We start from the raw sequence: 25,134 nt of genomic DNA, 5'->3' as shown, positions 1-25,134 counted from the left end.
CTTTCCGGGGGATGTCCTCGTCCCCTGGGTCGTCTGGGAAGGCGGCGCGGCCAGTATCTGGCTTCCGGGCCGTTGCAGCCCGGTCACAGTGGCGGGACCGTACCGGATTCACACCGGTTTCCTGACGCGCGTCGCCCATGTTCTCCGGGCCATTCTGTCAGACCACGTATTCCGGCAGGTCATGGCCCTGGTACCGACGGCCGGTGTTCATCGCTTCCGGCCTCAGCCGCTGCCGCTCCGCGCTCCTGCACGGTCGCCCCGCGCCGGAGCGCGGCAAGGAACGAACGTTCACGGAGTGAACTCCATGACACGTACGGGTGATTGTCCTCGACGGTGGTGCGACGTCACCCGGAAGTGGGGCTATCTCTGCTGGTTGTGATCGAGAACTTGCTGCGTGCCGCCACGGTGGCCGCTCTCACCGCCCTGTCCCTCGCCCCGGCGGGCGCTGCACTCGCGGACGAGGGTCCCCTCGTGCCGCAGGTGAGCCCGTGCGCCGCCGTCGTGGCGCCCGCCGGCCAGATCTGTGTGCCGTCGCCCAAGCAGTGCATCAAGGCGCCGTGCCCCCAGTACGACCTGCTCCACATCCTCCCGTACTACCCGCTGCCCTCGTACGAGGAGGTCATGGCCGCACACGGAACGGACCCCACCCCCTGACACAACTCCGGTGCCCTGTCGTGCGGTCCGGCCACGTCCGTGACCGCACGACAGGGCACCGGGCACAGGGACCACCGCACCACTCGCTCCACCGCGCCACTCACTCCACGGCACGCGTTCCGCGACACACGCACTCCGCACCGTCCGCACCGCAGAACCGTCCGCACCACCGACACCGCCCGGTCGCCCACGGGGTCTCCCGTGCTCACATCCTGAGCAGTCCCGCCACGATCGGGGCGTTGTCAGTGGGCGCAGGTATGTTCGGTTCGTGTCCAGCCGGTGTGGCGAGGACGTCCCCTTTTTGTTGCATAGGAGTGGTGCGTTGTCGGATTGGGAGAGGTCGAGCACGGCGCGGGTGACGGCACCCGCACGGCCGCGGAAGCTCGCCAAAGTACCGTTCGTCGAACTGGCCGACGGGCGCCTGCAAGGAGTGGTGTCCAGCGGCTCGGACATCGGACGGGTCTACGTCTCGTCGGTCGCGGTCGGCACCTACGCCTTCGCCTGCAGCACCAACAACAACCGGCCCTGCGGCGGCGCGCGGGGATCGTTCTGCAAACACATCCAGGCCCTGATCGGCGAGGCGGTGCTGCAGTACGGGGCCGAGCGCGTCGCCCGCTATCTGAAGGTCGACATCGCGGAGGGCGCGTCGAGCGCACCGGTCATCACCGCCCAGATGACCGGCACCCGCCCGCCGCAGGGGGACACCGCGGCCGCCGCGCCCGTCTTCAGCCGGTTCCTGCGCCACCTCGCCTATCTGGAACTCGCCCCGACCACCGCGCCGTTGCCGGAGATGCAGTGGTTCCCGCCGACCAGGGCGGTGGCGTGATGCGCACCGATCTGCTCCACGAACCCGTCGCCGGACTCGACGAGGCACTGTCGGCCGTCGACGCCTTCGACCGGGTACTGGTCGCCGGACTGCTCCGCCCCAGGCCCGACCGGGCCGCGGACCTGATGGAGTTCGCCGAAGCCCTCGCGGGCACACCGCTGGCGGACCGGGTCGCCGAGGCCGCGGAGAAGGCGGCGGGCGGAGCCGCGGACGAGGACCACTTCGTCGCCCTCGCCGCCGCCCGCACCGCACTGCTCGGCTCCGTCCACGACGCGCTGACGGCCCGCATACGGGAAGCGGTCGGCCGCCCCGACGGCGAGCCGGCCACCGCCGTGCCCGGCGAACAGCAAGCGGCGAACCTCCTCGCCGCCGCCCGCTCCTGGCTGTCCGACCTGGCCCGCTCCGGCTGGCAGGGCATCGACCACGAGGTGGTCTCCGGAGCGGCACAGGTCGTCTCCGCGATGCTCCCGGACCCGGCGCTGCGCCGCCTGGCGACGCTCCTCGACGGCTTCGCCGCCGAACTCGCCGCGTCCTGCCCCGGCGCCTCGATGGAACACGTACCGGCACGCCGCTGGGCCGACCTCTGGTCACGCGCGATGCTGCTGACACTGCCCGGCGCCGCCCACGTCCCCACGACCGGCACGGTCACCGGCCGTCTCCTGCCCCTCGGCATCGACGTGCACGAACACGCGACCGCCGTACAGGCCCAGGTCCACGCGGTGTTCGAGCCCGCGGACGGCTCCACTCCCCGCCTGGTGCGCGCCGGTGTGTCGGCGCCCAAGCCCGACACGGTCGTCGGAGCCGGCCTGTGGCAACTGCTGCGCCCGCACATGTCGCTCCTGGCCGCCGCCGGTGAGGGCCGCGCCATGGAACTCACCGACATGCCGATCACCTGCGAGAACGACCTGATCTGGGACGACGCCCACGCCCGTTCCGGCGAGCCCGCCGACGCGTTCGTCACCGCCCGGGTCGCCCTGCCCGCCGCCGCCGACGCGGTGACCGCCCCCCTGGACCGGCACCCGGCGCGCATCGCGGTCCCGGTGTTCCTGGAGGGCTACACCGCCCAGCAGGACGACGACGCACTGACGTTCACCGTCGCCGGACACCCGCTCGCCGTCGACGCCGACCGCGCGCCGGCCGCCGGACCGCTGACCCCCGAGGCCGTCGCGGCGTCCGGGGCATGCATCGGACTGCTCCGCTGGGACGCCGGTGCCTACCGAGTCCAGCCCCTGGCCGTCGAGAGGACCGTACGGAAGAAGACGGTCGCGATCCACGCCGGGGAATGGGCCGGGGGCACCACCGACAAGGTCGGTGTCAAGGCGGAGAAGGCCGCCACCGACGCCGTCGCCGTGTTGCGGGAGCGCGCCGGAAAGCTGCTGCGGAAATGACGGACCAGACGACCGGCGGGCCCGCCGGGCACACGACCCCGCGGAGCCCCGGGCCCGACCCCCACGACAACCGCCGCCAGGTCCTGTACTGGCGACTTCTCGCCCGCCTCTTCGACCCCGAGGAGCAGGCCGCCCTGGAATCCGCCAGCCTCGGCGTCGTCGAGGACATCGGCCTGCCGACCGCACTGCTGGACCCGCAGGCGTCCGTCGACTCCATCGTGCAGCGCCACCCGGAACTGGCCGCCGAGTTCGACGGCCTGATGGCACCCGCCCCCGACGAGGACGACGACACCGCACGCGACCGGGCCGCCGAGGTGCGGCGCGCGGCACTGGTGTCGAAGGTCCTGCTCAACGTCTTCGCCTCCGGCTCCGGCACGGTCACCGCCGGACAACTGGCCCGCTGGCAGTCCGACGCAGGCTGGCTGGAACGCGCGCTCGGCTGCAAGCCCGGCGAGCTGCGCGGCGGCCGGGCCGGGGGAGCGGCGGCGGGACGGGGAGTCGGCCCGACCGGCACCGGCGGCCGGGGCACGAGCCCCGACCTCAGCCGGCTGATTCCGGCGATCGGACCCGAACTCGGCGCCATCGAGGCCGACCTCGTCAAACGGATGCACCTGCGCGAAGTGCTGGCCGATCCCAAGCTCGCCGCGCAGCTGACCCCGAGCATGTCGCTGATCGAGCAACTGCTGCGGGACAAGGACAACCTCTCGGGCGTGGCCCTGGCCAACGCCAAGGCACTGATCCGCCGCTTCGTCGACGAGGTCGCCGAAGTGCTCCGCACCCAGGTGGAGAAGGCCACGGTCGGAGCCCTGGACCGCTCCGTCCCGCCCAAGCGGGTGTTCCGCAACCTCGACCTCGACCGCACGATCTGGAAGAACCTCACCAACTGGAGCCCGGAGGAGGAGCGGCTGTACGTCGACCGCCTCTACTACCGGCACACCGTCCGCAAGACGACACCCCAGCGGCTGATCGTCGTCGTGGACCAGTCGGGCTCGATGGTCGACTCGATGGTGAACTGCACCATCCTGGCCTCGATCTTCGCCGGGCTGCCGAAGGTGGACGTCCACCTGATCGCGTACGACACCCAGGCACTCGACCTCACACCCTGGGTGCACGACCCCTTCGAGACCCTGCTGCGCACCAACCTCGGGGGCGGCACCGACGGCACGGTCGCCATGGCACTGGCCCAGCCGAAGATCGCCGAACCCCGCAACACCGTCGTGGTGTGGATCTCCGACTTCTACGAATGGCGTTCCGAGCCGCTGTTCGAGAGCATGGCCGCCATCCACCGCTCGGGAGCCAAGTTCATCCCGGTCGGATCGGTCACCAGCTCCGGCCGCGGCAGTGTCAACCCGTGGTTCCGCGAGCGCTTCAAGGACCTCGGCGCACCGGTGCTCTCCGGTCACATCCGCAAGCTCGTCCACGAGCTCAAGACGTTCCTCGCTTAGAAAGGCCCCGAAAAATGTCCGACCTGTTGCGCGCCCCCGCCGAGATCAAGTACGCCGAGGAACTGGAGTGGCTGGAGTCCATCGACGACAACCCCAAGCCCTTCTCCTGGCGCCTGTCCCCGAAGATGGTCCGCCTGTTCATCCTCGGTTCCGAGCGTTCCGACGGCCTGGACCGGGAGATCTCGCAGAAGTGGTACGGCGACCGCAGTTTCGTCGAGCGCTCGATCGTCACCCTGGCCTCCGACCGCGGCCTGCTGCTCATCGGTGACCCCGGCACCGGCAAGAGCTGGCTGGCCGAGCTGCTGTCCGCCGCGATCTGCCGCAACTCCACCATGGTGGTGCAGGGCACGGCAGGCACCACCGAGGACCACATCAAGTACTCCTGGAACGTGTCGATGGTCATCGCCAAGGGCCAGTCCCGAGAGTCGATGATCCCCTCGCCGATCATGACGGCGATGGAGGCCGGAGCGATCGGCCGGTTCGAGGAGCTCACCCGCTCCACCAGCGACGTCCAGGACGCGCTGATCTCGATCCTGTCCGAGAAGTACATCTCGGTCCCCGAACTGGACAGCGACAGCATCGTCTTCGCCAAGCCCGGCTTCTCCATCATCGCCACCGCCAACAGCCGCGACCGGGGCGTCAACGACCTGTCCTCGGCACTCAAGCGCCGCTTCAACTTCGTCCGCATCCCGGTGGTGACGAACAAGAAGAGCGAGGTCGAGATCGTCCGCTTCCGCACCGAGGAACTGCTGCGCCGCCACCAGATCGACCTGGACGTGCCGCCGACACTGCTCGACGTGCTGCTGCAGAGCTTCGCCGACCTGCGGGCCTCCGCGGCCGCGGCCGGCAGCGACGACGAGAAGCTGGAGTCCGCGCTGTCCACGGCCGAACAGATCGGCGTGCTCGAGGACGCGGTCCTGCACAGCAACTTCTTCGGCGAGACCACCCTGACCGCGCGCACGCTGGCGTCCTCGCTCGTCGGCTCCCTGGCCCGGCGCGAGCCCGAGGACCTGGCCATACTCAACAAGTACCTGCACGGCGTCGTCGAGCCGCGCAGCAAGGAGGAGGGCGGCTCCTGGCCGGAGTTCCTGGAGGGCGGCCGCGACGCGATCGCCACCCTGTCATGAGCGGCGCGCACGAGGGGACCTTCGAAGGACTGCGCGCGCAACTGCAGGAGGCCGCCTCGGCGTTCGCCGACGGCCCCGACGCCCTGGAGGGCATCCTCCTCGGCATCGTCGACGACGTCGACCACGCGGTGCGCGAGCCGCTGGAGATCTTCCCCGTCTGCCACCACTCGCCCGCGTCGGCGACCGCGATGGCCCGCCGCCTGCGCCAGAAGCAGCCCAAGGTCGTGTACCTGGAGCTGTGCGAGGACATGGCGCCGCTGCTGACCGAACTGCGCAACTGCAAGCTCCCGGTGGCGGTCCAGGCGTTCGCCTCCGAGGTCGACGGCTTCCCCGCCGAATGGTCCCCGCTGTCGGTGGTCGCCCCGATCACCGAGGCGTCGGCCGAGTACCAGGCGATCGCCTACGCGCTCGACACCCCCGGTGTCGAACTCGTCCTGGTCGACCGTTCCTCGGACCACGTCTTCCAGTGGGACGCGCGCGGGGCGCACACCGACGGGGCCGCCGACCCGGACGCGCCGCCCGCCGAGGAGGAGGCCGCACTGCACGGCGACGCGGTCGGCGTGGAGATCGGCGACCTGCGGCCCCGCTTCGCGGAGCTGGAGGAACACCTGCTGCGCCACGGCAAGGTGCGGCACTGGTCGGAGTGGTGGCACCAGTACGTCGAGCTGCCGCTCGGCGACAGCGACCACGACACCTACCGCCAGGTGATGCTCCTGATCGGGAGCCTCTTCCGGCGCCTGGCCCCCGGCGACCCCCACCGGGTACGGGTCGACGAGGACCGCGAACGCTACATGTGGACCAGGATGCGCGAGCACCTGGCCGCGACCGGCACCGACCCCGAGGACTGCCTCTACGTCTGCGGGGCGTTCCACGCGGCCAGCCGCGTCGCGGAGTTCGGCGTCCACGGCACCGACACCTTCGAGATCTCCCCGCGCAGCGCCACCAAGTGGCAGCACGGCCTGATCCCGTCCAGCCACGCGGCGATCGAGGCGCAGTTCGGCCTCGCCGCCGGCTCGGTGTCGATCGCCGCGACCGTCTGGGCGAAGAACCTCAAGCGGACCCGTGTGCAGCCCTACCGCCTGGAGGGACAGGCGGGGACGAAGAAGTCGAGAGCCAGGAAGACCGCGGCCGCGCCGGCCCCCGTACCCGCGCCCGCGCCCTCGGACAAGCTCACCGGCTTCCTGCAGCAGCCGCCCGTCCTGGACCGGCTGGACGAGGCCGAACTGCTCGGCTGGTCGGTGGAGATCGTGCACGCCGCGCGCCGCAACGGCTACCTGTCCTCCACGGCCGACGCCATCGCGGTGTTCGAGTCGTCGATCCTGCTGGCAGGGATGCGCGACCGGGCCAGGCCCACGCCGTACGACTTCCAGGACGCGGCCGTCACCTGCATCGAGAAGGACACCGTGCCGGGCCGGCGCGACGTGCGCCGGCTCGTGGAGATCATGATGGGCGGCGACCGCGTCGGACAGGTCGGCTACGACGCGTTGCCGCCCCTGGCCCGCGACGTCCACGACCGGCTCGCGCCCCTGAACCTGAAACTCCAGCAGTCGGGGGTGCAGCGGGCACTGCTGGACATAGCCGGCCGGCCGGAGCTGGAGCGCTGCTCCGACGTGCTGTGGATGCTGCGCAGACTGATGCCGCAGCAGGCCGTCCGGCCGATCATGGGCGAACGGAAACTGGGGGAGCGGTCGATCCAGGAGTCGTGGGACCTGTCCCTCGGCACCCACCAGCGGGCACTCATCGAGCTCGGCTACGAGGGCGTCAGCATCGAGCAGGTCCTCGAACAGCGCCTGCGCCGCAGGGCGTACGACCGGCAGGCCACCGCGGCGACCGTCCTGGAGGCCGTCGAGGACGCGACGCTGTACCTGCGCAGCCGCCGCCTCGCGGACGAGCTGGGCACCCATGCGCTGGAGGTCCTGGCGGCCGAGCGCAGCGTCGACGGGGCACCGGAGGTGCTGCGCCGGGTACGGCGGCTGCTGGCGTACTACCGCACCAGCGAGCCGGTGCTGCCGTCCTGGATCGAGTCCTTCGTCAAGGCCGGTTACGCGCACTACTGCACCCTGCTGCCGACGGCGTTCACCGACGAGGACGCCACCGTCCGCCAGGTGGCGGCGATGCTGGGCTTCCTGTTCAGCATGGAGGGTCTGGCGCTGTCGCTGGGCTGCGACCGGGCACAGCTGGAACTGGCGGTCGCCCAGTCCCACCCCGAGGAGTCGTCGAGGACGGCGCTGCTGTGGGCGGCCCAGGTCCACCTCGGGAACCTCTCCCGTGTGGACCTGCGGGCGAGGTGCGACGAACTGCTCGGCAACCCGCTGGCGGTTCCGTCCTACCCGCGCTACCTCAGCGGCTTCCTGCACGCGCTGGGCCCGGTACCGGGCCTCACCGACTTCGTCGTGGAAGCGGTGTCGAACGCGTTCGCCCGGCTGCCGGACCCGGTGCTGCTGCCGTGGCTGCCGACCCTGATCACCACCCTGCGGTCGGGTTCCGAGCTGGCACCCCTGCTGATCCGGGAGGCCGGCCGGACCTTCCCCGGCAGGCTCGCGGCACTGGACGAGTGGGTACCGCCGTGGCTGGCACAGCCGGAACCGGTCGCGCGGCCGACCAGGTCCACGGGGGCCGGCCAAGGCTCCGCGCTGCTGGTCGCGCACCCCGCGACGTGCGACGCGGTGGCGGAGCTGCTGGGCTGCGAAGGGACGTGGCGGACGACGGATCCCGGCCCCTCGGGCGCGGAACTGCTCGGACGCCACCCGGAGACGGCCCGGGCCCTGGAGGTGCTGCTGACCGGTGCGTGAGCCCGGCGGGCGGAGCACGCCCGCGACGGGCAGCGCGCCCACCACGGGTACCGGCCGCCGTCGGCGGCCGGTACCGCGGGTGCCACGAGGGGGCCGGGCCGGGCGACCGGGTCCGGCCCCCCACCCGTACCGTCACCGCCCGGCACCGGTCATGCGCCGGGCCGGCCGGTCAGGGCGTCGTGCGCGAGTTCACCACGTCCGGGTGGAGCGGGCCGATCCACGCGGCGAAGCGGTCCCACAGCTCGGCCTCGGTCGCCTCGACGACGTCGTTGGGGTCCTCGACGGCCTCCAAGCCGAAGTGGTGGCGCAGCCACGCCCGGAACCGTTCGTTGTCGGGGCAGGGGTCGTAGTCCTCGTCGTCCTCCCGCTCGTCGGCGTACTCGACCTTCTCCCAGCTGCCCATGGGGGTCCAGCCGGAGGCCAGGACGCGGAAGAACTCCCGCAGGTCGCGGGCGACGAGGTTGATGCCGCCCTCGTCGCCCAGGAACACGACGGGCAGCGCGGCGAGATCGGGACGCTCGTCGAGCAGCCAGATCGCATAGGTCGAGCCGGAACCCGTGGCGAGCGCGAAGGTACGAAGACGGTCGGCGGTGCCGGGGTATCCGCCGTCGTCCTCGCCGAAGGCCTGCAGCTCGAAGCCGGGGGCGTACCAGCTGGGCACGCTCTCCTCGAACTCCTTGAGAAGGTTCAGCTCGGGAATCGGTGAGTACATGCCGTGACACTACCGTCGGCGGAAGAACGTCCGGGAACACAACCCGCTGGCCGTCCGCGCGCTTCCCGGCATACGGTCGGCCGCATGGCTGACGAGGGCTTCACGAATCCGCGGCTCGCCGCGATCTACGACGTGCTCGACCCCGATCGCAGCGATCTCGACACGTATGTGCGCATCGCGGAGGCGTCCGGGGCGCGGCGCGTGCTCGACATCGGGTGCGGGACGGGAGTGTTCGCACTCCTGCTGGCCGACCGGGGGATCGAGGTCGTGGGCGTCGACCCGGCCGGGGCCTCCCTCGACGTGGCCCGGGGCAAGCCCGGCAGCGAACGGGTGCGCTGGATCCACGGCGACGCGACGGCGCTGCCGCCCCTGCGGACCGACCTCGCGACGATGACGGCGAACGTCGCCCAGGCCATCGTCGACCCCGGGACGTGGCGGCTGACCCTGCGGGGAGCCCACGAGGCACTGCGGCCCGGCGGCCTCCTCGTGTTCGAGACACGGGACCCGGCCCGACGCGCCTGGGAGGAGTGGAACCGCCGGGAATCGTACCGGGTCACGGACATTCCGGGCGTCGGCGAGGTCGAGACGTGGGTCCGACTGGTCGACGTCAGCGGTCCGTTGGTGACGTTCCGCTGGACCTACGCGTTCGCGGCGGACGGACAGGTGCTGACGTCGGACTCGACGTTGCGCTTCCGCGAACGGCAGGAGATCGAGGCCGATCTGACCGCGCGGGGATACGTGGTGGAGGACGTGCGCGACGCCCCCGACCGGCCGGGCCGCGAGTTCGTCTTCCTCGCCCGGCGCCCCGACCCGGACCGGTAACCCGCCCTGTAGCAGGTACGGGTCCACGACACCCGCCCGCCCCCATGCGGTCCGGCCGCACCGCACCCGGCAGGGCCACGGGCACCTGCGCCGGGATGCCCGGCCGGACGGCGAATCCGTCGACCGGCTCCGTGGGACGACAACCCCGGCACTGCCCTCCGGAAGACCGTGCGCCCTCGGCGGGGTCAAGGCGCGGGACGAGGAGCGGGACGAGGAACTGCACCGGTTCGAGACCTCGTTCGCCCCGTACGCGCAGCGGTCGTGCCCGTCGGACGACGGCCCTGTCGGCCACCGCGGCGACGCGGATGCACGGACCTGGAACCGTCCTCCTGGCCCGCAGGGCCCCTGTCCCGGTGTCTCCGTCGGCTGGTCCACAACCATGCTCCCCCCGGCCCCCACCCCCACTTCGACGCGCGACCGCACAACGGCATCCGCTGTGAACGGACGGCCGGTTCGCCCGAAACCGCTGTCCGTCCGGACGATCCCGGGGAGGACGGACAGTGTCCGGGGCTCCCGTACGCCCGCCACCGCATCAGCGCGCTGCTCGCGATGCCCCGGACGGCACACCCCACGCCCCTGTCGGTGCACCTGACTAGGGTTCCGCCTCGTGGACACGGATGAGATCACGCTGGTGCATCACGGCTTTCCGAAGCCCAAATACGCCCGCCTGTGGGTGGACGGCGATTCGCTGCGCAGGGAGAGCCGCAGCGGGGAATCCGGCAAGCCCCGGCACGGTGCCAAGGACTGCGGGTCGCCGACCGAAGCCGGATACGCCCTGGCGAAAGAGACACGGAAGCGGCTGCACGACGGGTTCGTGATGCTCCGCGACCCGGCCGAGGCGGCCGTCGGAGAGCCGGTGCTGGTCGCCGCTGCACCGAACCACTGTTCGTCGCGGGCGCTCGACGTGCACCCCGACGGGCGCACGCTCGTGGTCGGGACGATGCTCAAGGGGGCCTACGGCGCCGAGATCCACCTGGTCGACGTCGCGACCGGCGTCCGGCGCCCGGTGCACACCGAGCCGGCGGGCGAGCGACAGACGTTCGTGCACACGGTCCGCTTCGACGCCGCCGGGCAGGGCGTGGTCTATGCACTCAACGGGGAGACCCGGCACCTGGACCTCGCCACCGGCACCTCGCGCACCCTCGCCTCCTACGAGCAGTGGCAGACCTCGGACTTCAATCCGTTCTGCGTGCAGCCGTCCTGGGACCGGGCCCGGGCACGGCTGCTGGTCTTCGACGCCGGGAACCGGGTCCGCGTCCTCGACGCCGCGGGCGCACCGCTGCTGGACCTCGACGCGGCGCGGCAGCCCGAGTGCCGGGCCGGTGCCCTGTCCCCGTCGGGGCGGCTGCTGGCGCTCGCGTTCGGGACGGGCCCAGCGCACGTCGAGGTCTGGGACGTCGACACCGGCCGACAGGTGCAGCGCCACGGGTTCCCGTTCCCGTACCTGGACCCGGAGCGCCGCGCCGCGGCCGGCTGCGGCGGCGTGGAGGTGCTCGGTTTCGACCCGACGGAGCGGCTCCTGATCGCCAACGGGGGTTTCGTCGAGGGCCCGTTCGCCATGGCGCTCGACACGGGCGCGTTGGCGTGGGCGGTCCCGGATCCGTACCGGCGGACGCTCCCGGAGCAGTACCGGGCCGACCGGTGGGGCACGTGCTACGCCTGGACGTTCTCCCCCGACGGCACCCGTCTCGCGGCCGGCGGCCGCGATAAGGTCGCGCTGCACGACCCCGCCACCGGCACCGCGCTCCTCGACCCGGAGCTGCACACGGGAACGGGCCGCACCTACCGGGTCGTCCACGCGGACGCCGGTGATCTGCTGGCGTGCGGGGGCGACAACGGCCGCATCGTCGTCCTCCGCGCCTGACAACCCCGCGGGCCGGGCAGGAGCCCGTGAGGCGGAAGTCCGTTGCCGACTGCCGTGGGGAACCGGAATCCGCGTGCTGCTGCCGACGGACATGCGGGGTGACGGGAACGGCCCGCCGGCGGGGTTCCGGCAGGCCGTTCGGCGTCGACCGTCGCATTGCGGTGCCGATCGCGCCATAGGGTGGGCGCGGGCGACGGATGAGTCGACGGCGGACGTGTTCGTCGGCCGGCGAAGCAGGACGGAGAGACCAACAGCTCTGGGGGACATATGGACGTGCATGAGTACCTGCGCCGCTCCGCGCTCGCTGTCGAGCGTCTCGCGCCGCGCATCGGCCCCACGTACAGGGAGATGATTCTCACCGCCGCGCAGGCGGGCGCCTGGGACATCGCGGTCCCCGACCTCGTCGGAGCGCTGTCGGAAGAGGACGTCGCGATCACCACGGCGGAGAAGGAGGAACTGCGGCTGCTCATGGTCCATACGGGAGCGCCGCTGACCTACCTGGTGAAGATCCGCACCGTTGGGCATCGTTCGACCTGAACCTGGGACCGAGGGAACGGCCTCTGCGCGTGTGCGCGAGGAGCCTCCGGTGGGACCGGGCCCGCAGGAATTCCGCGGGCGTGGAATTCCCCGGGTTCCGTCACCGGTGAAACCCCGCAGCGGCGTGATCGTCCTGTCGCAGTGCATCCGACGGACGGCGAGCCGATGACCTCCCCCGGTTGCCGTGTCACTTGGGAGCGATGCCTTTTGGCATTCACGAACGGCATGGCCTGCACGGAAGTTGGGGTCGTCGTGCAGCCGCACCTGTGGCTGGGGCGTGGAACGCGGCAGAGGGCTGCTGCGTTTCGGTGGTATGAGAAGCGCTCTGCTCGTGGTGGCAGTCGGCGTCGTTGCCGGCATCTGCCTGATCCTGGTGGATCGCGCTCTGCTGTGGGTGGAGCGCCGAGGATGGATCTACTACCGCAGGACGAAGGGGCGTGCCGCGGCGCTGGCGGAGGAGTTCTCCCCGGCGGCACAAGCGGTGAAGCGGGCGATGGAGCAGGAGAGGGTCCGCAAGAACGTCCGGCCTGCCGAGGGCCCGCCACTCGGCGTGGACCTGGACAAGGGCGTCGCACGGATCCGTCGCCCACAGTCCGGTCGGCAGGAATCTGCCGGCCCGAATGAGATCGAGTGAGAATCCGCCGGCTTGAGCGCGGCGGGACACCAGGGGGGCCGCGGCCTCGTCACAGGCAGCGCGGTGACAGACGCGCTGCCCAGGCGACAGATGTCTCGCTCCGTCACACCGGGGCAGCCTTTCGTCGCCATGGGTTCCCATGGGTTCATCCCTTGGTCGGCCGTCCGCAGACTTTTGGCCGATCCGCCCCACCGGCCCCGCCGAACAGACTGACAGCGATACACGGACCGCCCACCGAGAGGGAGCAAACAGTGCATCGCGACGAACACGGACGAGGCATCAGCCGCAGCCGGTTCCTGGCCGGGGCGGGGGCGATCGGGGCCGCAGCGGCGACCGGGAGCCTCCTGGCCGGCGCACCCGCGAGGGCGGCTGCGCCGGGCAGCCGGAGCGGGAAGCGCGACGGCGGCCGCGGCCTGCGGCACCGGGGGGTGTGCTACACGGTCGGCGCGGGCGAGAAGCCGGCCACCGCGTGGAGCACCACCCGCATGCGCGCGGATGTCCACGCCATCGCCGAGGACCTGCACGCCACGTCGATCGAGGTGACGGGTGACGGCGTCGAACGGCTCAACGCCACCGCGTCGGAGGCCGCCGAACGGGGGCTGCACGTCTGGCTCCAGCCGACCCTGGGCGACCGGCCCGCCCACGAGATCCTCGACCACCTCGCCGAGACGGGCCGTCACCTGGAGCGGCTGCGCCGGCAGGGAGCCCGCGCGGACCTGAGCGTGGGATGCGAGTTCTGGCTGTTCGTACCGGGCATCGTCCCCGGCGACAACGCGCAGGAACGCATCCGCAACCTCATGGCCGGCAACTTCGACCCCGAACTGATGATGCGCCGCCTGGACGCCTTCACCCGGCGGGCGGCGGCGGTCGGACGCTCGGTCTTCGGCGGCAACCTGTCGTACGCCGCCGCACAGGACGACGAGGTCGACTGGAACCTGTTCGACATCGTGGGCATCGACTACTACTCGTCCTACCCGAACCGCGCGGACCACGTCCGTGAGCTGCGGAAGTACCTGAGCTGGGGAAAGCCGCTGGCGATCACGGAGTTCGGCACGTGCGCGTACGTGGGGGCGCCCGAAGCGGGCGGGATGGGGTGGGACGTGGTCGACTACACCCAGGAACCGCCGAGGATCAAGGAGGACCTGGTGCGCAGCGAACGCACCCAGGCCGCCTACCTCACCGAACTCCTCGGCATCTTCGAGTCGTTGGACCTCTATGCGGCGATGGCCTTCGAGTTCGTCACCGCCGACGCCCCGTACTCCACCGACCCCCACCTCGACCTGGACAAGGTGGGCTACGCGATCGTCAAACCCGTCAAGGACCGGTTCGACGACCCCGAATCCGACTGGCACTGGGAACCCAAGCAGGCCTTCCACGCACTGGCCCAGTGCTACGGCCGGGCCCGACGCCGCTGATCACCGCCGGAACCGGGCGGAAGAAGCCCGGTCCGGCCCCGCGCGGGGGGCGGGGCCGGACCGGGGGTGTGTCAGTGGGGCGGGTCATGATGGTGACCATGCACAGCACCGATTCGAACACCGTTCCGTGGGTCGCCCGGAAGTGGAAGAGCGTCAGAGTCACCTCGGCCCTCCAGGGACTCGTCAGCGGCGGGGGCTCCTGGTACGACGACGAGTTGGTGAGGATCGAGCGCACGGGCCGCTACATCGCGGGGACCTGGACGCCGGAGGAGGGGGAGGGCGGACCGGTACTGGCCGGTGACGCCAGCTGGGTCCACCTCATCGGGCAGGTGGGAGTGGTCGCGCTGCGGGCCGCCTCGCCGGTCACCCTGCCGGAGCGGCGCGAGGTGCTGCTGAATTTCCTGGAGATGTGGGCGCAGACCCCCTTCGTCGATCCCGACCACCGTTTCCGCCTCGGGCGGTTGGAGGGGGAGGGCTCGTTCACCGTTCGCGACGAACACGGTTCCGCGTTCGCCCGGTGGCTCCCGGCCCGGAAGGACCGCCCCTACCTGGAGGCCCTCCCGCCCGGTTGCGTCCGACCGCCCCACCACGAGTTGCGGTACATCGAGGACTGCCACCGCGGCTGGGGCAGCCGGGACCAACTGCGCCGCCTGGTCTCCCTGATCCGTGAGCGGGGGCCGATGCCCTGGGACCCGGCCGCGGTCGTCGAACTGAGCGACGCCGCCGGGACGAGCCGACCGGCGGCCGCGCTCATCCTCGCGGGCAACCCCGGTGCCGGCAGCTACTACGTTCCCTATCTCGACGCCGACGAGCGCGCGGCTCTCGGTTTCAAGGCCGCTGAACTCGAATCAGGGCGGGAGGAGCTGGGGGTTCTGCGGGAAGGGGGACGGATGGCCCTGCTCGCGGACGTGCTCCCCGAGGACCCCGCCGACCTGTGGGAGCCCGGTGGCCTCGGCCGGGTCGCGGCACGCACCGCCGAGGCCTGGAACGCCCGGCACGGCAAACGCCCCCGGCCGCCGGAGCGGACCTGGCAGGCCGCTCTGGCACTGGGCACCCGGATACCGGCGACCGATCTGTGCCATCTCTTCCTGGACCCGGAGCGGGCGCCCCTGCCGCCCGGCTTCTACCTGCGGGCGTGGCCCTCCTGCCCGGACCGGTACCGCGAGCTGTGCACGATCTGGGACGTCATGGGCTTCCCCGACGCCGACAGCCTCGTCGACGCGGTCTTCACCGGCCTGCCCTGGGCGTACGCCGACCTTCCCGCCGGGGACCCGGTCCGGAACGGGGCACCGGAGGTCGTCCGCGTGCTGCGCAAGGTGCTGGCCCGCGGCGACTCCCCGGCCGGGGTGCTGAGGACCGGCGTGACGGAGGCCGGCGTGCTGGAGGGCCGGACCGTTTCGTGGCGGTGGGACTGGCTGACGGACGGCACCTGCGACCGGATGATGGCCCGGATCATCGCCGCCGACCTGCCGCCCGGCCGGTACGAGTCCGATCCGCGCGCCTGCGTACCGGACCTGGTCGAGGAAGTGGCGCAGACCCTGGACCTGCCCGAGGACCCGGCCGCGCTGTATCTCCAGCTGCTGACGCTCGCCGTTCCGTCCGACCGCAATGTGCGCCGCTGGAACGGGTGGACCCCGGCCCGCCACAAGCAGGCCGCGGCCCGACTGGTGGAACGCGGTCTGGTGGTGGAGGACAAGCGGCCGCGCGCCGGCCGCGGAGTCTTCCTGCCCGGCCCGTGGGCGCACGCCGCGAAGCCGCTGCCGCCGATGGAGTGCGGGAAGGCACGGCTGCTGGGGGCCCGGCTGGCAGGCGCCGGCGAGGACAGGAAGGTCATGCACCTGCCCGGGCTGCCGGGCACCCTGCCGGAACTGTTCACCGAGGCGTGGCGGTCGTCGCGCGAGACGGAGGGCCAGGGCGACTGACTCCTCCGCTCCCTTCCCGTTCCGGCGCCGCGGGCATCTCACGGCGCCGGAAAATCAGGAACGCGCCGCACGATGCGAGGGTAAGGTGCTCGGCATGCATCTCTACCAGATCTACGGCTGAAGCGGACGGGGCAACACCCCGTTCCCGTCCGGCACATCCCTGTGCGCCCTGTGACCAGGACTTCTCCCTGCTGCCGCGGCGCACCGATGCGCCATTCCCTTTTCGCCGCAGACCTGAAACGAGTGATTCCCCCATGTCCCGTCGCCGCGCCCATGTCGCGATGATCGGTATCCCCGCCGTCAGCCACGTCCTGCCCAGCATCCACGTCATCCGTGAACTGGTGGCCCGCGGCCACCGGGTGACCTATGCCAACGACCCCGTCGTGGCCGAACGGATCGAGGCCACCGGCGCCGAGTTCGTCCCCTGCGCCTCCACGCTCCCGGTCGCCGACAACAACTGGCCGGACGACCCCATCGCCGCGATGGACCTCTTCCTCGACAACGCCGTCCAGTCCCTCGACCGGCTGCGCGCCGTCTACGACCACGACCCCGCGGACCTCTACCTGTACGACATCGGCGCCTACGCCGCACGTGCCCTCGCCGAGATCCAGGGCCGTCCCCTGATGCAGCTGTCCCCGACGTTCGTCGCCTGGCAGGGCTACGAGCAGGAGATCGGCGCGGGGCAGCGGCAACTTCCCGGCGCCGACGCGTACCGGGCGAAGTTCGCGCGCTGGCTCGTCGACTGCGGGGCGTCCACCACCGACGTGGACACCTTCTCCGGCCGCCCCTCGCGGGCCCTGGCCCTGATCCCCCGCGCGATGCAGCCGTACGCCGACCGGGTCGACACCGACACGGTGACGTTCGTCGGACCGTGCCCCGGCCCCCGCGAGGACGAGAGGACCTGGACCCGCCCCGCCGGGGCCGAGAAGGTCCTGCTGATCTCCCTGGGATCGGCGTACACCCGCAGGCCGGAGTTCTACCGCCGGTGTCTGGCGGCCTACGGCGACCTGCCCGGCTGGCACGTGGTGCTCCAGATCGGGAAGTACACCGACCCGGAGGAACTCGGTGACATCCCGTCCAACGTCGAGGTCCACTCCTGGGTGCCCCAGCCGGCGATCCTGGAACAGGCCGACGCCTTCGTCACCCACGCGGGCATGGGCGGCAGCGGCGAAGGGCTGATGGCCGGTGTGCCGATGATCGCCGTCCCGCAGGGCGCCGAGCAGTTCTTCAACGCCGACCGGCTCGTGGAACTCGGTGTGGCCCGCCGCATCGACACCGAGGAGGCCACCCCCGAGGCGCTGCGCACCGCACTGAACGACCTGGTCACCGACCCGGAGGTGCGGCGCCGCTCGGCCGGCCTCCGGTCCGCCGCGCGCGCCGAGGGCGGCACCGCACGGGCCGCCGACCTCATCGAGGAGATGCTGGACTGACCCGTTCCGGGGCGGGGTGGTGAACCGGCTTCCGGCCGTTCACCACCCCTGCGGGCGGGATCAGTCCCGTGACGGAGCCGACGGGTCCGGCAGGTCCGGCAGTGCCTCGCGCAGCCGGGCGAGGAGCGACCGGGCGGCGGGCCCCGCCGGTCCGGACGACCGCCAGGCGAGGACGACCCGGCCGCGCAGCTCGGGCCGGACGATCCGCAGCATGCGCAGCGGCCCGTCGGACGGTTCCTCACCGGCCGGCAGCACGGCGACCCCGAGCCCCCGTGCGGCGAGCTGCGCGAGCATGGCCGGGGCCGCCGCCTCGAAGGAGATCCGGGGCCGGAACCCGGCCCGGGAGCAGGCGTGTTCGAAGACCGCGCGCACCCCGGTGCCGCGCGGCAGGCAGATCAGCGGCCGGTCCCGCAGCTCGGTCAGCGGGACCTGGGTGCGGTCGCCCCGGGCTAGGAGCGGGTCGTCGTGCGCGACGGCGGCGACCAGCACCTCGTCGATCACGGTCTGGAAGGAGAGACCGGCCGACGGGCCCTCCTCGGTCCGCCCGAGGAGGGCGATGTCCAGCTCCCCGGCCAGGAGCGAGGTCTGCATCTGCTCCGAGGTGGCCTCGCCGAGCGATATCTCCACCCCGGGGTGGGCGTCGTGGAAGTCGGCGAACAACGAGGCCACGTCGAAGGAGTGGCTGATGGCTCCGGAGACGAGCCCGATCGCGACCCGGCCGCGCAGCAGCCCGCCGAACTCGTCCGCCGTCTGCCGCACCCCTTCCACGGCGGCCAACGCGGCCCGCGCGTACGGCAGTACGGCCCGGCCCACCTCGGTCGGTGTCACCGACCGGCCGGATCGGTCCAGCAGTGGCTGCCCCAACTCCCTTTCCAGGCTGCGGATCTGTGCACTCAGCCCGGGCTGGGCGAGATGCAGCCGGGCGGCGGCACGGGTGAAACCGCCCTCCTCCACGACGGCGACGAAGTACCGGAGCTGCCGAAGTTCCATAACCAGTGATTCTAGATCGGAGCATGATCAGGTATTGGACTTATGGGTGAGACCCCAGCACCCTTGAACGCATGGGGAAGACGACCGAACACACGGGGAACGGGATCGGCATCAGGGCCATGATCGCGGCGGAACGCCGGGAACTGGCGGACCTGTTCGACGATCTGCGGGCCGACCGGTGGGACGAGCCGAGCCTCTGCGCGGGATGGCGGGTGCGCGAGGTCGCGGCCCATATGTCGATGGGATTCCGGTACTCGCTGCCCGCGACCGTCGCCGAACTCGTGAAGGCGCGCGGCGGGCTCCACCGGATGACCGACCGGGTCGCCCGCCGCGACGCGCGCGTCCACTCCACCGCCGAACTCGCCGAGTTCCTGCGGGACAACGCGCACCACCCGTGGAAACCGCCGGTCGGCGGGCTCGCGGCGGCGCTCGGCCACGACGTGGTGCACGGACTGGACGTCACCGTCGCTCTCGGCGCCGACCGGCGCGTCCCCGAGGACCGGCTGCGCGTCCTGCTCGACGCGACCCGCCCCCGGGGCCTCAAGTTCTTCGGGGCGGACATCGACGGGGTGCGGCTGTGCGCCGACGACCTGGACTGGTCCTTCGGCACCGGTACGCCGGTGTACGGCGCGGCCCAGGACCTCCTGCTGGTCACGTTCGGCCGGAAGCTCCCGGCCGGCCGGTTGCGGGGCGGGCCGAGCGGCCGCTTCACCCGGGCCTGACACCGGCGCCCGCGGGCCGGGGGTCCGGCTCAGCCCAGGAAACCCGCGACGGTGGCCACGAACCGGTCGGCGTCGTCGAGCCAGGGGAAGTGGCCCGCTCCCGGCTGCACCACGAACGAGGCGTCGGGGAACAGTTCCGCGTACTCGGCCGTCGACCGGGGCGGGCTGTTCAGGTCGAACTCGCCGGTGAGCAGCAGGACCGGCGAGCCGAGGGCGGCGAGCGCCGCACGGGTCGCCTCCGGGGCGAACGCGCCGTCGGCCCCGAAGCGGGCGACGGCCTCCTCGTTGTCCGGCCGCCCGTCCGCGTGATGGCGCCGCGCCGCGGCGTCCCAACGGCCGTAGAGGAACGGCGCGACGGCCTCCCAGCCACCACCTGTTCCCGCCTTCTTTCCCGATCCGGCCCCCGTCCCTGTTCCCGCTCCCGTCCCTGCTCCCGATCCGGCCCCCGTTCCCGATCCGGCCCCCGTGCCCGCGACGAGCGCCTCCAGGGCAGCGAACGCCGGAGGGAACCACGGTTCGTTCTTCCGCAGCAGTGCCGCTTCGCGCCGCATCTCCCCGGTCACGGTCAGGCCGACGGCCCGGACGCTGGGGCCGATCAGGACGAGCCCGCCGACCCGGTCCGGATGCTCGGCGGCGTACCGCACCGCGATGTTCGTACCGGCGGAATGGCCGAGCAGATCCATCCGGGCGAGGCCGAGATGGTCGCGCAGGGCCTCGATGTCGTCGACCAGGCGGTCGCAGCGGTACGAGGAGGCGTCGTCGGGGATCGCGGACCGGCCGGTTCCACGCAGGTCGAGGACGATCGTCCGGCGGTGCGCGGCCAGGCCGCCGAGATCGCCGAGGTAGCGGGAGTCGGCGGGGCCTCCCGGAACGCAGACGAGCGGAGGGCCGTCGCCGTGCGCACGGTAGGCGAGCCGGGTTCCATCAGGTGCGGAGAAAGTGGGCATGGCGCGAAGCCTGCCACTCATAACCTGGTTGTACAACCAGGTTATGAGAAGTCGGTCAGGGTGTATAACCGAGCTGTGGCAGGCGAAGAGAACACCCCCCGGCACCTCGGGGAACTGACCGAAGAACAGGCCGGGCGCATGCTCGCCGACATGAACGAGGTCATCCGCGCGGGGGAGGAGACGCGGAAGCTGCGCGCCGAGATGATCAAACTGCTCGTCGGCCTCGGCTGGACCCAGGACAGGATCGCCCGGCTCGCCGGCATGAGTCAGCCCGCCGTGTCCAAGCAGGTGGCGAGGGGCGGGGCGGACGAACCGCCGCCCATGACGGAACTCTCCCTCGACCAGGGCGACGTTCCCTGGCTGGAGGGGCGGTTGTGGGGTCTGGCCGAGGAGATCTCCGAGGCCTTCCCCGACACCGCCCGCTGCACGCGCTGCGTGAACGCCCTGGCCCGGGGGCGGAAACGCTTCACGTCCCGGAACGTCGACGAGCTGCGGCGCCTGGTCGAGGAGGACCTCGGGGCGCACCGGGAACAGCTGCCCGGCGGTTACCGGGAGGCGTACGACCGGATCAGCCGCGGCCTCGACGTGCCCGCCGAGGTCACCGCCACCGCGTCGGCCTCCGTGCGCCGCGCCCTCGCCCACCGGCTCCAGCGCGACCGGCTCGGGACGGCCGCCCGGACGCCCGCCCCCGGCCGGGTGCCGCACGAGGACTGACCGGGCCCGGCCCGGACCCCGGCCGCCTCGGAACCCGGATGTCCCGGATTCCGGTCGCCCCGGGGCCCCGACGATCGGGCCGGGGCCGCCCGGGTGGACCGGGGTGCCCGCAGGACCCGGGTCAGGAGAAGGCGGTGCGGAGGGCGGACCAGGCGATCCGGGGGTCGGCGAGACCGTGGTAGACCGCCGGGATCGCCTTCTCCACGCCGAAGTGGTGGTAGACGGCCTTCATGGCCGACCGCACCGAGTACTCGACCGTGAAGACCACGTCCTCCGGGATCTCCACGAACTGCCCGAGGAAGGCGAAGTTCTGCGCCCCGTCCGGCACGACCAGCGGCCGGTCGGCCACCACGCGCCGCTGGAACTGGGCGTCGATGTAGGGCATCTGGACCGTGGTGACCTTGGTGGTGGCCCGGACCTCGTCCGCGATGTCGTCGAACCCCAGGTGTCCGAGCAGTTCGTCCAGGATCTCGGCGCCCGTGCAGTCGTCCATCTTCTTCGGTACGTGGTCGCCCGGGACGTCGCCGAACAGCGCGTAGCCCCACAGCGTGTGGATGTCCTTCGGCTGGTCCCGGAAGTGCGGTTGCGCAGGCACCACGATCGACAGCAGCCAGCGCGAGTCCTTCCAGGTCATCAGCGCGCCCTCGCCGGGCACGTTGCCGGTGTACGCCTGGATCCGGTCGAGCAGGACGCGCCCGTTCATGGTCAGCGTGAACGACTCCCACTTGGTCTCGTCGATGTTGCCGCAGAACGCCGTCGGGCGGCCGAAGTCCGGGGCCTTCCTGGCGATGGACTCCCACAGCCGCCAGGAGCCGTCCCGCTTGTCCCTGATCAGTTCGGGGACCGTGGTGCGGTCGCCGTACGTGGTGTCCGCGGTCATCGAGCCGAGGGTCAGGAAGGCGAAGTCGTCGGGGCCCAGCTCGATGGTGCCGGTACCGGCACCGGAGTCCGGATCGGAAGCCGCCCGCTCCACGTGCAGCCGTGACACCCGGCGGGCATCCGGCCCGGAGAAGTCGACGCCCTCGACGGTCACCCCGAACTCGGTCCGCACCCCCTGGGCGGTCAGCCACTCCTGGATCGGCCGGATCACCGAGTCGTACTGGTTGTACTTGCTGCGGCGCACCCCGGACAGCGTGTGGATGCGGTCGAATTCCTGCACGAAGGCGAGGAAGTAACGCTTCAGCTCGATCGCCGAGTGCCAGGTCTGGAAGGCGAAGGTGGTCCGCCACATGCACCAGAAGTTCGTGGTGAAGAAGTGCGGCTGGAAGAAGTCGTCGATGCGCCGGGCACCGATGACCCGCTCGGGCAGGGCCAGCAGCCGGGTCATGTCCGCCCGGTCGCGGGCATCCAGGCCCAGTTGCGAGGCGTCGGCGATCGAGCGGTCGCCGTTGATGATCCGAGCCCTGGCGTGGGTGGGGTGCTCGATGTTGAACGCCAGGAACTCCTGCCTGACCGAGACCGCCGGATCGTCCAGGGTCGGGATCGACTCCAGCAGGTTCCAGAGGCACACGTAGTGCTCCTCCTCGAACATCCGCCCGCCACGGGTCACGTAGCCGCCCTCCGGGGTGGGGGCGGGGGCGCCGTCCATCGAACCGCCCGCGATGTGCAACTGTTCGAGGATGTGCACGTTCTCCCCGGGCAGTCCCGCGTCGCGCACCAGGAACGCGGCGGCGGCGAGCGAGGCGATTCCCCCGCCCACCAGATAGACCTTGGAGTTCGGCGATGCCGGCATGGCGTCCTCCGGTTCGTCGGGCCGGACTGGCGGCGACCGGAAGACCCGACGGACCACCACACCGGCCACCTCTGCCCTCCCGAGCCTCTCCCAGCCCCGCCCGCCCCGCGAACGGAAGCCCATGGGCACCCGGCCCCGCCGTTCGGTTCCACCCGATCGGCCCAGTGCCGTGCGGAGGGGTACGGTCGGCTGCCGCCCGCCGACCGGAGGCCATCCACCCCCGGAGACCCGCCCGCCCGGGCCCGTTCGCGCGCGGACGGGCCCGGGACGGGAGACCGCCGCCCCTTTTCCCTGTCCCGTCCCGCGCTCGTCCCGTCCCGTCCCGGCGCCCGGACACCTGCCGGACAGCTCCGGGCCTCCCGGGGCGAGAACGCCTGCTCGGCGCGCCCGGACCCTGCTCCGGGCGGTGTCCCGGACGCGTCCGGGACACCCGTCCCCTGTTCCCCTCGCGTCACCGCCGCTCCCAGGATCGATTCCGACAGCCAACGCTTCGACCCGAAGGAGAGACATGCGTACTCGACTCGTGCTCGCCGGTGCCGCCACGGGAGCCGCCCTGCTGCTGGGCGCCGCCTCCGCCACCGCCCAGGCGGCGCCCGCGACCTCCGGCACGAGCACCACGTCCGTCGCGCCGATCGCCGACTCGTGGATCTACGTCGGCACCTACCGCACCCACCAGGCGTGCTACGACGATGGTGTGAACTCCGCCTACGCCGAGTGGGACTGCAAGCCGTCCAGCAGCGGCAAGTGGCAGCTCTGGGTGAACGACGAGTCCTGAGCCCGGAGCGGGACCGGGGCACGAACGGCCCCGGTCCCGGCCCGGGTTCCAGAACGGCGGCGACGTCACGGCCCGCCGCGGCCGGCCCGTGACGTCGCCGCCGGCATTCCGGTTCGGGCCCGCAGGAGCGGGGCGACAACGGGCCGGCGGGATCTGTCGGACCCCTTCTGTAGGGTGCGTCGCGTGAGTGACATCTACGAGTTGGTGATCGCGGTCGACCTGCGCGACGAGCTCTCCGAGCAGGAGGTCGCCGAGCTGCGCTGGCACCTGGGAGCCGGGCCGCAGCCCGAGCAGCTGTCCATCGTGACCGACTTCCCCTTCATGACCGAGGACGAGTCGGGGGAGTGGGTGGTCGAGGACGATCCGTCCCCGCTGCTGGCCGTGAACGGCGGCGCCTGGAAGGTCGGCGGCGCGCTCTGCTCGGCACTCGCCGTCCGTGACGAGCCGCCCCGGAAGGGCTGGGCGCTGACCTCCCGCCAGGAGGTCCACCCGGACGAATTCGAGAAGCTGGGCGAACTGCTCGGCTGGCTCGCCGCCCGCGCGCACGGGAGTCACCGTTTCCCGGATGACACGACGGTCCGGCTGGGGTATCTGAGGTTCTACGAGGACCTGATGCCGGACGTGCTCGAAGTGAAGGACGGCCGGGTCGTCTGGCCCGCGTAGCCCATGCCCTGCGGGGCGAGCGGGTGGACGGTGACTCCGGCGCCGCACACCGGTTCGTTCGCCTCCGGCGGGAACGTCGGAATCACCCGGGCCCGTGCCTGCGTACCACCCCGCACGCGGGCGACAGCGGCCGGTCCGCGCTGTCGCCCGCCTCGTGCGTCGGCAGGTCCATGGGGGACGTGCCCATGGGTCAGGCGGAGTAGCCCTTCGGGGGTATCAGGGTGGCGAGTTGGTCGAAGGAGAGCCAGTAGATCTGGTTGCCGCCGAAGGAGGCCGGGTCGGCGATGAGGACGGTGCGGTTCGCGTCGTCGTACCCGATGACCGTGAAGTAGTGGTAGATCGTCTGGTCCGACGGGTAGCCGGGCGGCTGGTTGCCCGGCGGGGCGACGATGTTCGCCACCAGTGGGTAGTTGTTGTCGATGTCCAGGACGATGTCCCTCCACAACAGGTCCCGCTGGGCCTGGGTGGGCGGATCGTTCGGCATCTCCTTGGTCTCGTACCAGCCGGTGCCGAGGTTCGCGTTGAGGACACCGGTGACCTGACCGATGTGGTCGGTGCCCGCCTCGGTGGTACCGAGCTGCCAGGCCAGGTCACCCTGGCTGGGCGGGGCGATGCGTGCCGACAGCGCGATGCGGGTCGCGGCGGGGCCGCACCAGTAACCCGTCTGCTGCACCTGGTAGTCGATCTGCAGGGTGTGCGCGCTCGCCGTCCTCACGCCGTCGACCCGCAACCGGGTGCCCGGCTCGTCGTGTCCGCTGACGACGGCGGTTCCGGCCTTCGAGCCGTGGGCGAGCACCGACACCGGGCCGGGCCGGGCGGGTTCGGCCCGGGCCGCGGCCGGGGCTACGAACGCCCCGAGGGCGGCCACGACGACTGCCGCGGAAAGGAATCTCTTGCGCATGAGGGCTCCTGGGTGAGGTGGGAGAGAGAACGAGGAGGAGGGCACGACCGCCCGTGCGGCGGTGCCTGTGCCTGTGCCTGTGCGTGTGTGGCTGTGGCTGTGGCCCGGAACGCGTGTGCTGT

At 71.9% G+C, this 25,134-nt stretch carries 22 protein-coding genes and 1 riboswitch; of the genes, 17 read left to right on the top strand and 5 right to left on the bottom strand.

The annotated features are described in order from the left end of the window. Positions 1 to 30 precede the first annotated feature (30 nt). A riboswitch (cobalamin riboswitch) is annotated at positions 31 to 169 on the bottom strand. 206 nt (positions 170 to 375) lie between these two features. The 6 genes from ABZZ04_RS11015 to ABZZ04_RS10990 all read left to right on the top strand — a co-directional run bounded on the left by ABZZ04_RS11015 (position 376) and on the right by ABZZ04_RS10990 (position 8,232). Next, on the top strand, positions 376 to 654 hold the full coding sequence (locus ABZZ04_RS11015) for a hypothetical protein (protein WP_356931888.1): 279 nt from the start codon (positions 376 to 378) through the stop codon (positions 652 to 654). 322 nt (positions 655 to 976) lie between these two features. Continuing rightward, positions 977 to 1,480: a hypothetical protein gene (locus tag ABZZ04_RS11010; RefSeq protein WP_356931887.1), complete on the top strand. Its 504-nt coding sequence runs from the start codon at positions 977 to 979 to the stop codon at positions 1,478 to 1,480. Then, positions 1,450 to 2,868, top strand: a complete 1,419-nt coding sequence (locus ABZZ04_RS11005) for a hypothetical protein (RefSeq protein WP_356931886.1) — start codon at positions 1,450 to 1,452, stop codon at positions 2,866 to 2,868. Before ABZZ04_RS11010 ends, ABZZ04_RS11005 begins: the two co-directional genes overlap by 31 nt. Next, positions 2,865 to 4,313, top strand: a complete 1,449-nt coding sequence (locus ABZZ04_RS11000) for a VWA domain-containing protein (RefSeq protein WP_356931885.1) — start codon at positions 2,865 to 2,867, stop codon at positions 4,311 to 4,313. Before ABZZ04_RS11005 ends, ABZZ04_RS11000 begins: the two co-directional genes overlap by 4 nt. A gap of 14 nt (positions 4,314 to 4,327) precedes the next feature. Continuing rightward, a complete protein-coding gene (locus ABZZ04_RS10995) occupies positions 4,328 to 5,440 on the top strand; it encodes an AAA family ATPase (protein WP_356931884.1) in 1,113 nt (370 codons plus the stop codon). Next, a complete protein-coding gene (locus ABZZ04_RS10990; RefSeq protein ID WP_356931883.1) occupies positions 5,437 to 8,232 on the top strand; it encodes a hypothetical protein in 2,796 nt (931 codons plus the stop codon). Before ABZZ04_RS10995 ends, ABZZ04_RS10990 begins: the two co-directional genes overlap by 4 nt. Before the next feature lie 169 nt (positions 8,233 to 8,401). On the opposite strand, the gene ABZZ04_RS10985 is transcribed toward ABZZ04_RS10990, so the two are convergent. Further along, on the bottom strand, positions 8,402 to 8,944 hold the full coding sequence (locus ABZZ04_RS10985) for a hypothetical protein (protein WP_356931882.1): 543 nt from the start codon (positions 8,942 to 8,944) through the stop codon (positions 8,402 to 8,404). Between the two features lie 84 nt (positions 8,945 to 9,028). Here ABZZ04_RS10985 and ABZZ04_RS10980 point away from each other — a divergent pair, with 84 nt between their 5' ends. The 7 genes from ABZZ04_RS10980 (at position 9,029) to ABZZ04_RS10950 (ending at position 17,568) form a co-directional block, all read left to right on the top strand. Continuing rightward, a complete protein-coding gene (locus ABZZ04_RS10980) occupies positions 9,029 to 9,766 on the top strand; it encodes a class I SAM-dependent methyltransferase (protein ID WP_356931881.1) in 738 nt (245 codons plus the stop codon). Positions 9,767 to 10,373: 607 nt separating this feature from the next. Next, positions 10,374 to 11,630, top strand: coding sequence for a WD40 repeat domain-containing protein (locus ABZZ04_RS10975; RefSeq protein ID WP_356931880.1), 1,257 nt, complete (start codon positions 10,374 to 10,376; stop codon positions 11,628 to 11,630). A 267-nt stretch (positions 11,631 to 11,897) separates the two neighbouring features. Next, positions 11,898 to 12,167: a hypothetical protein gene (locus tag ABZZ04_RS10970; RefSeq protein ID WP_356931879.1), complete on the top strand. Its 270-nt coding sequence runs from the start codon at positions 11,898 to 11,900 to the stop codon at positions 12,165 to 12,167. A gap of 313 nt (positions 12,168 to 12,480) precedes the next feature. Beyond that, positions 12,481 to 12,801: a hypothetical protein gene (locus ABZZ04_RS10965; protein ID WP_356931878.1), complete on the top strand. Its 321-nt coding sequence runs from the start codon at positions 12,481 to 12,483 to the stop codon at positions 12,799 to 12,801. A 251-nt stretch (positions 12,802 to 13,052) separates the two neighbouring features. Then, positions 13,053 to 14,216: an abortive phage infection protein gene (locus ABZZ04_RS10960; RefSeq protein ID WP_356931877.1), complete on the top strand. Its 1,164-nt coding sequence runs from the start codon at positions 13,053 to 13,055 to the stop codon at positions 14,214 to 14,216. A 98-nt stretch (positions 14,217 to 14,314) separates the two neighbouring features. Beyond that, entirely contained in the window at positions 14,315 to 16,138 is a 1,824-nt protein-coding gene (locus ABZZ04_RS10955) for a hypothetical protein (protein ID WP_356931876.1), read from the top strand. A 254-nt stretch (positions 16,139 to 16,392) separates the two neighbouring features. After that, entirely contained in the window at positions 16,393 to 17,568 is a 1,176-nt protein-coding gene (locus ABZZ04_RS10950) for a macrolide family glycosyltransferase (RefSeq protein ID WP_356931875.1), read from the top strand. Between the two features lie 60 nt (positions 17,569 to 17,628). Here ABZZ04_RS10950 and ABZZ04_RS10945 read toward each other — a convergent pair whose 3' ends face one another. Beyond that, a complete protein-coding gene (locus ABZZ04_RS10945) occupies positions 17,629 to 18,558 on the bottom strand; it encodes a LysR substrate-binding domain-containing protein (protein WP_356931874.1) in 930 nt (309 codons plus the stop codon). 71 nt (positions 18,559 to 18,629) lie between these two features. Between ABZZ04_RS10945 and ABZZ04_RS10940 the strand changes: the two genes are divergently transcribed. Beyond that, positions 18,630 to 19,280, top strand: a complete 651-nt coding sequence (locus ABZZ04_RS10940; RefSeq protein ID WP_356931873.1) for a maleylpyruvate isomerase family mycothiol-dependent enzyme — start codon at positions 18,630 to 18,632, stop codon at positions 19,278 to 19,280. A 29-nt stretch (positions 19,281 to 19,309) separates the two neighbouring features. Here ABZZ04_RS10940 and ABZZ04_RS10935 read toward each other — a convergent pair whose 3' ends face one another. Then, entirely contained in the window at positions 19,310 to 20,227 is a 918-nt protein-coding gene (locus ABZZ04_RS10935) for an alpha/beta hydrolase (RefSeq protein ID WP_356931872.1), read from the bottom strand. A gap of 75 nt (positions 20,228 to 20,302) precedes the next feature. On the opposite strand from ABZZ04_RS10935, the gene ABZZ04_RS10930 reads away from it, so the two are divergent. After that, entirely contained in the window at positions 20,303 to 20,941 is a 639-nt protein-coding gene (locus ABZZ04_RS10930) for a sigma-70 family RNA polymerase sigma factor (RefSeq protein ID WP_356931871.1), read from the top strand. Positions 20,942 to 21,062: 121 nt separating this feature from the next. Here ABZZ04_RS10930 and ABZZ04_RS10925 read toward each other — a convergent pair whose 3' ends face one another. After that, on the bottom strand, positions 21,063 to 22,673 hold the full coding sequence (locus ABZZ04_RS10925) for an oleate hydratase (RefSeq protein ID WP_356931870.1): 1,611 nt from the start codon (positions 22,671 to 22,673) through the stop codon (positions 21,063 to 21,065). 508 nt (positions 22,674 to 23,181) lie between these two features. Here ABZZ04_RS10925 and ABZZ04_RS10920 point away from each other — a divergent pair. After that, the gene (locus ABZZ04_RS10920; RefSeq protein WP_356931869.1) at positions 23,182 to 23,448 is read left to right on the top strand and encodes a hypothetical protein; all 267 of its coding nucleotides are present in this window, start codon (positions 23,182 to 23,184) and stop codon (positions 23,446 to 23,448) included. A 183-nt stretch (positions 23,449 to 23,631) separates the two neighbouring features. Next, positions 23,632 to 24,111 (top strand): hypothetical protein, encoded by a 480-nt coding sequence (locus ABZZ04_RS10915; RefSeq protein WP_356931868.1) that lies wholly within the window; start codon positions 23,632 to 23,634, stop codon positions 24,109 to 24,111. Positions 24,112 to 24,301: 190 nt separating this feature from the next. Here ABZZ04_RS10915 and ABZZ04_RS10910 read toward each other — a convergent pair whose 3' ends face one another. Then, positions 24,302 to 25,012: a C39 family peptidase gene (locus ABZZ04_RS10910; protein ID WP_356931867.1), complete on the bottom strand. Its 711-nt coding sequence runs from the start codon at positions 25,010 to 25,012 to the stop codon at positions 24,302 to 24,304. Between the last annotated feature and the right edge of the window lie 122 nt (positions 25,013 to 25,134).

Origin of the sequence: Streptomyces sp. NPDC006435 (assembly GCF_040612315.1) — a bacterium.
In the GTDB taxonomy this organism is placed as follows: domain Bacteria; phylum Actinomycetota; class Actinomycetes; order Streptomycetales; family Streptomycetaceae; genus Streptomyces.
The sequence above is the reverse complement of the archived record's forward strand: the minus strand, read 5'-3'. Positions and strand labels throughout refer to the sequence as shown.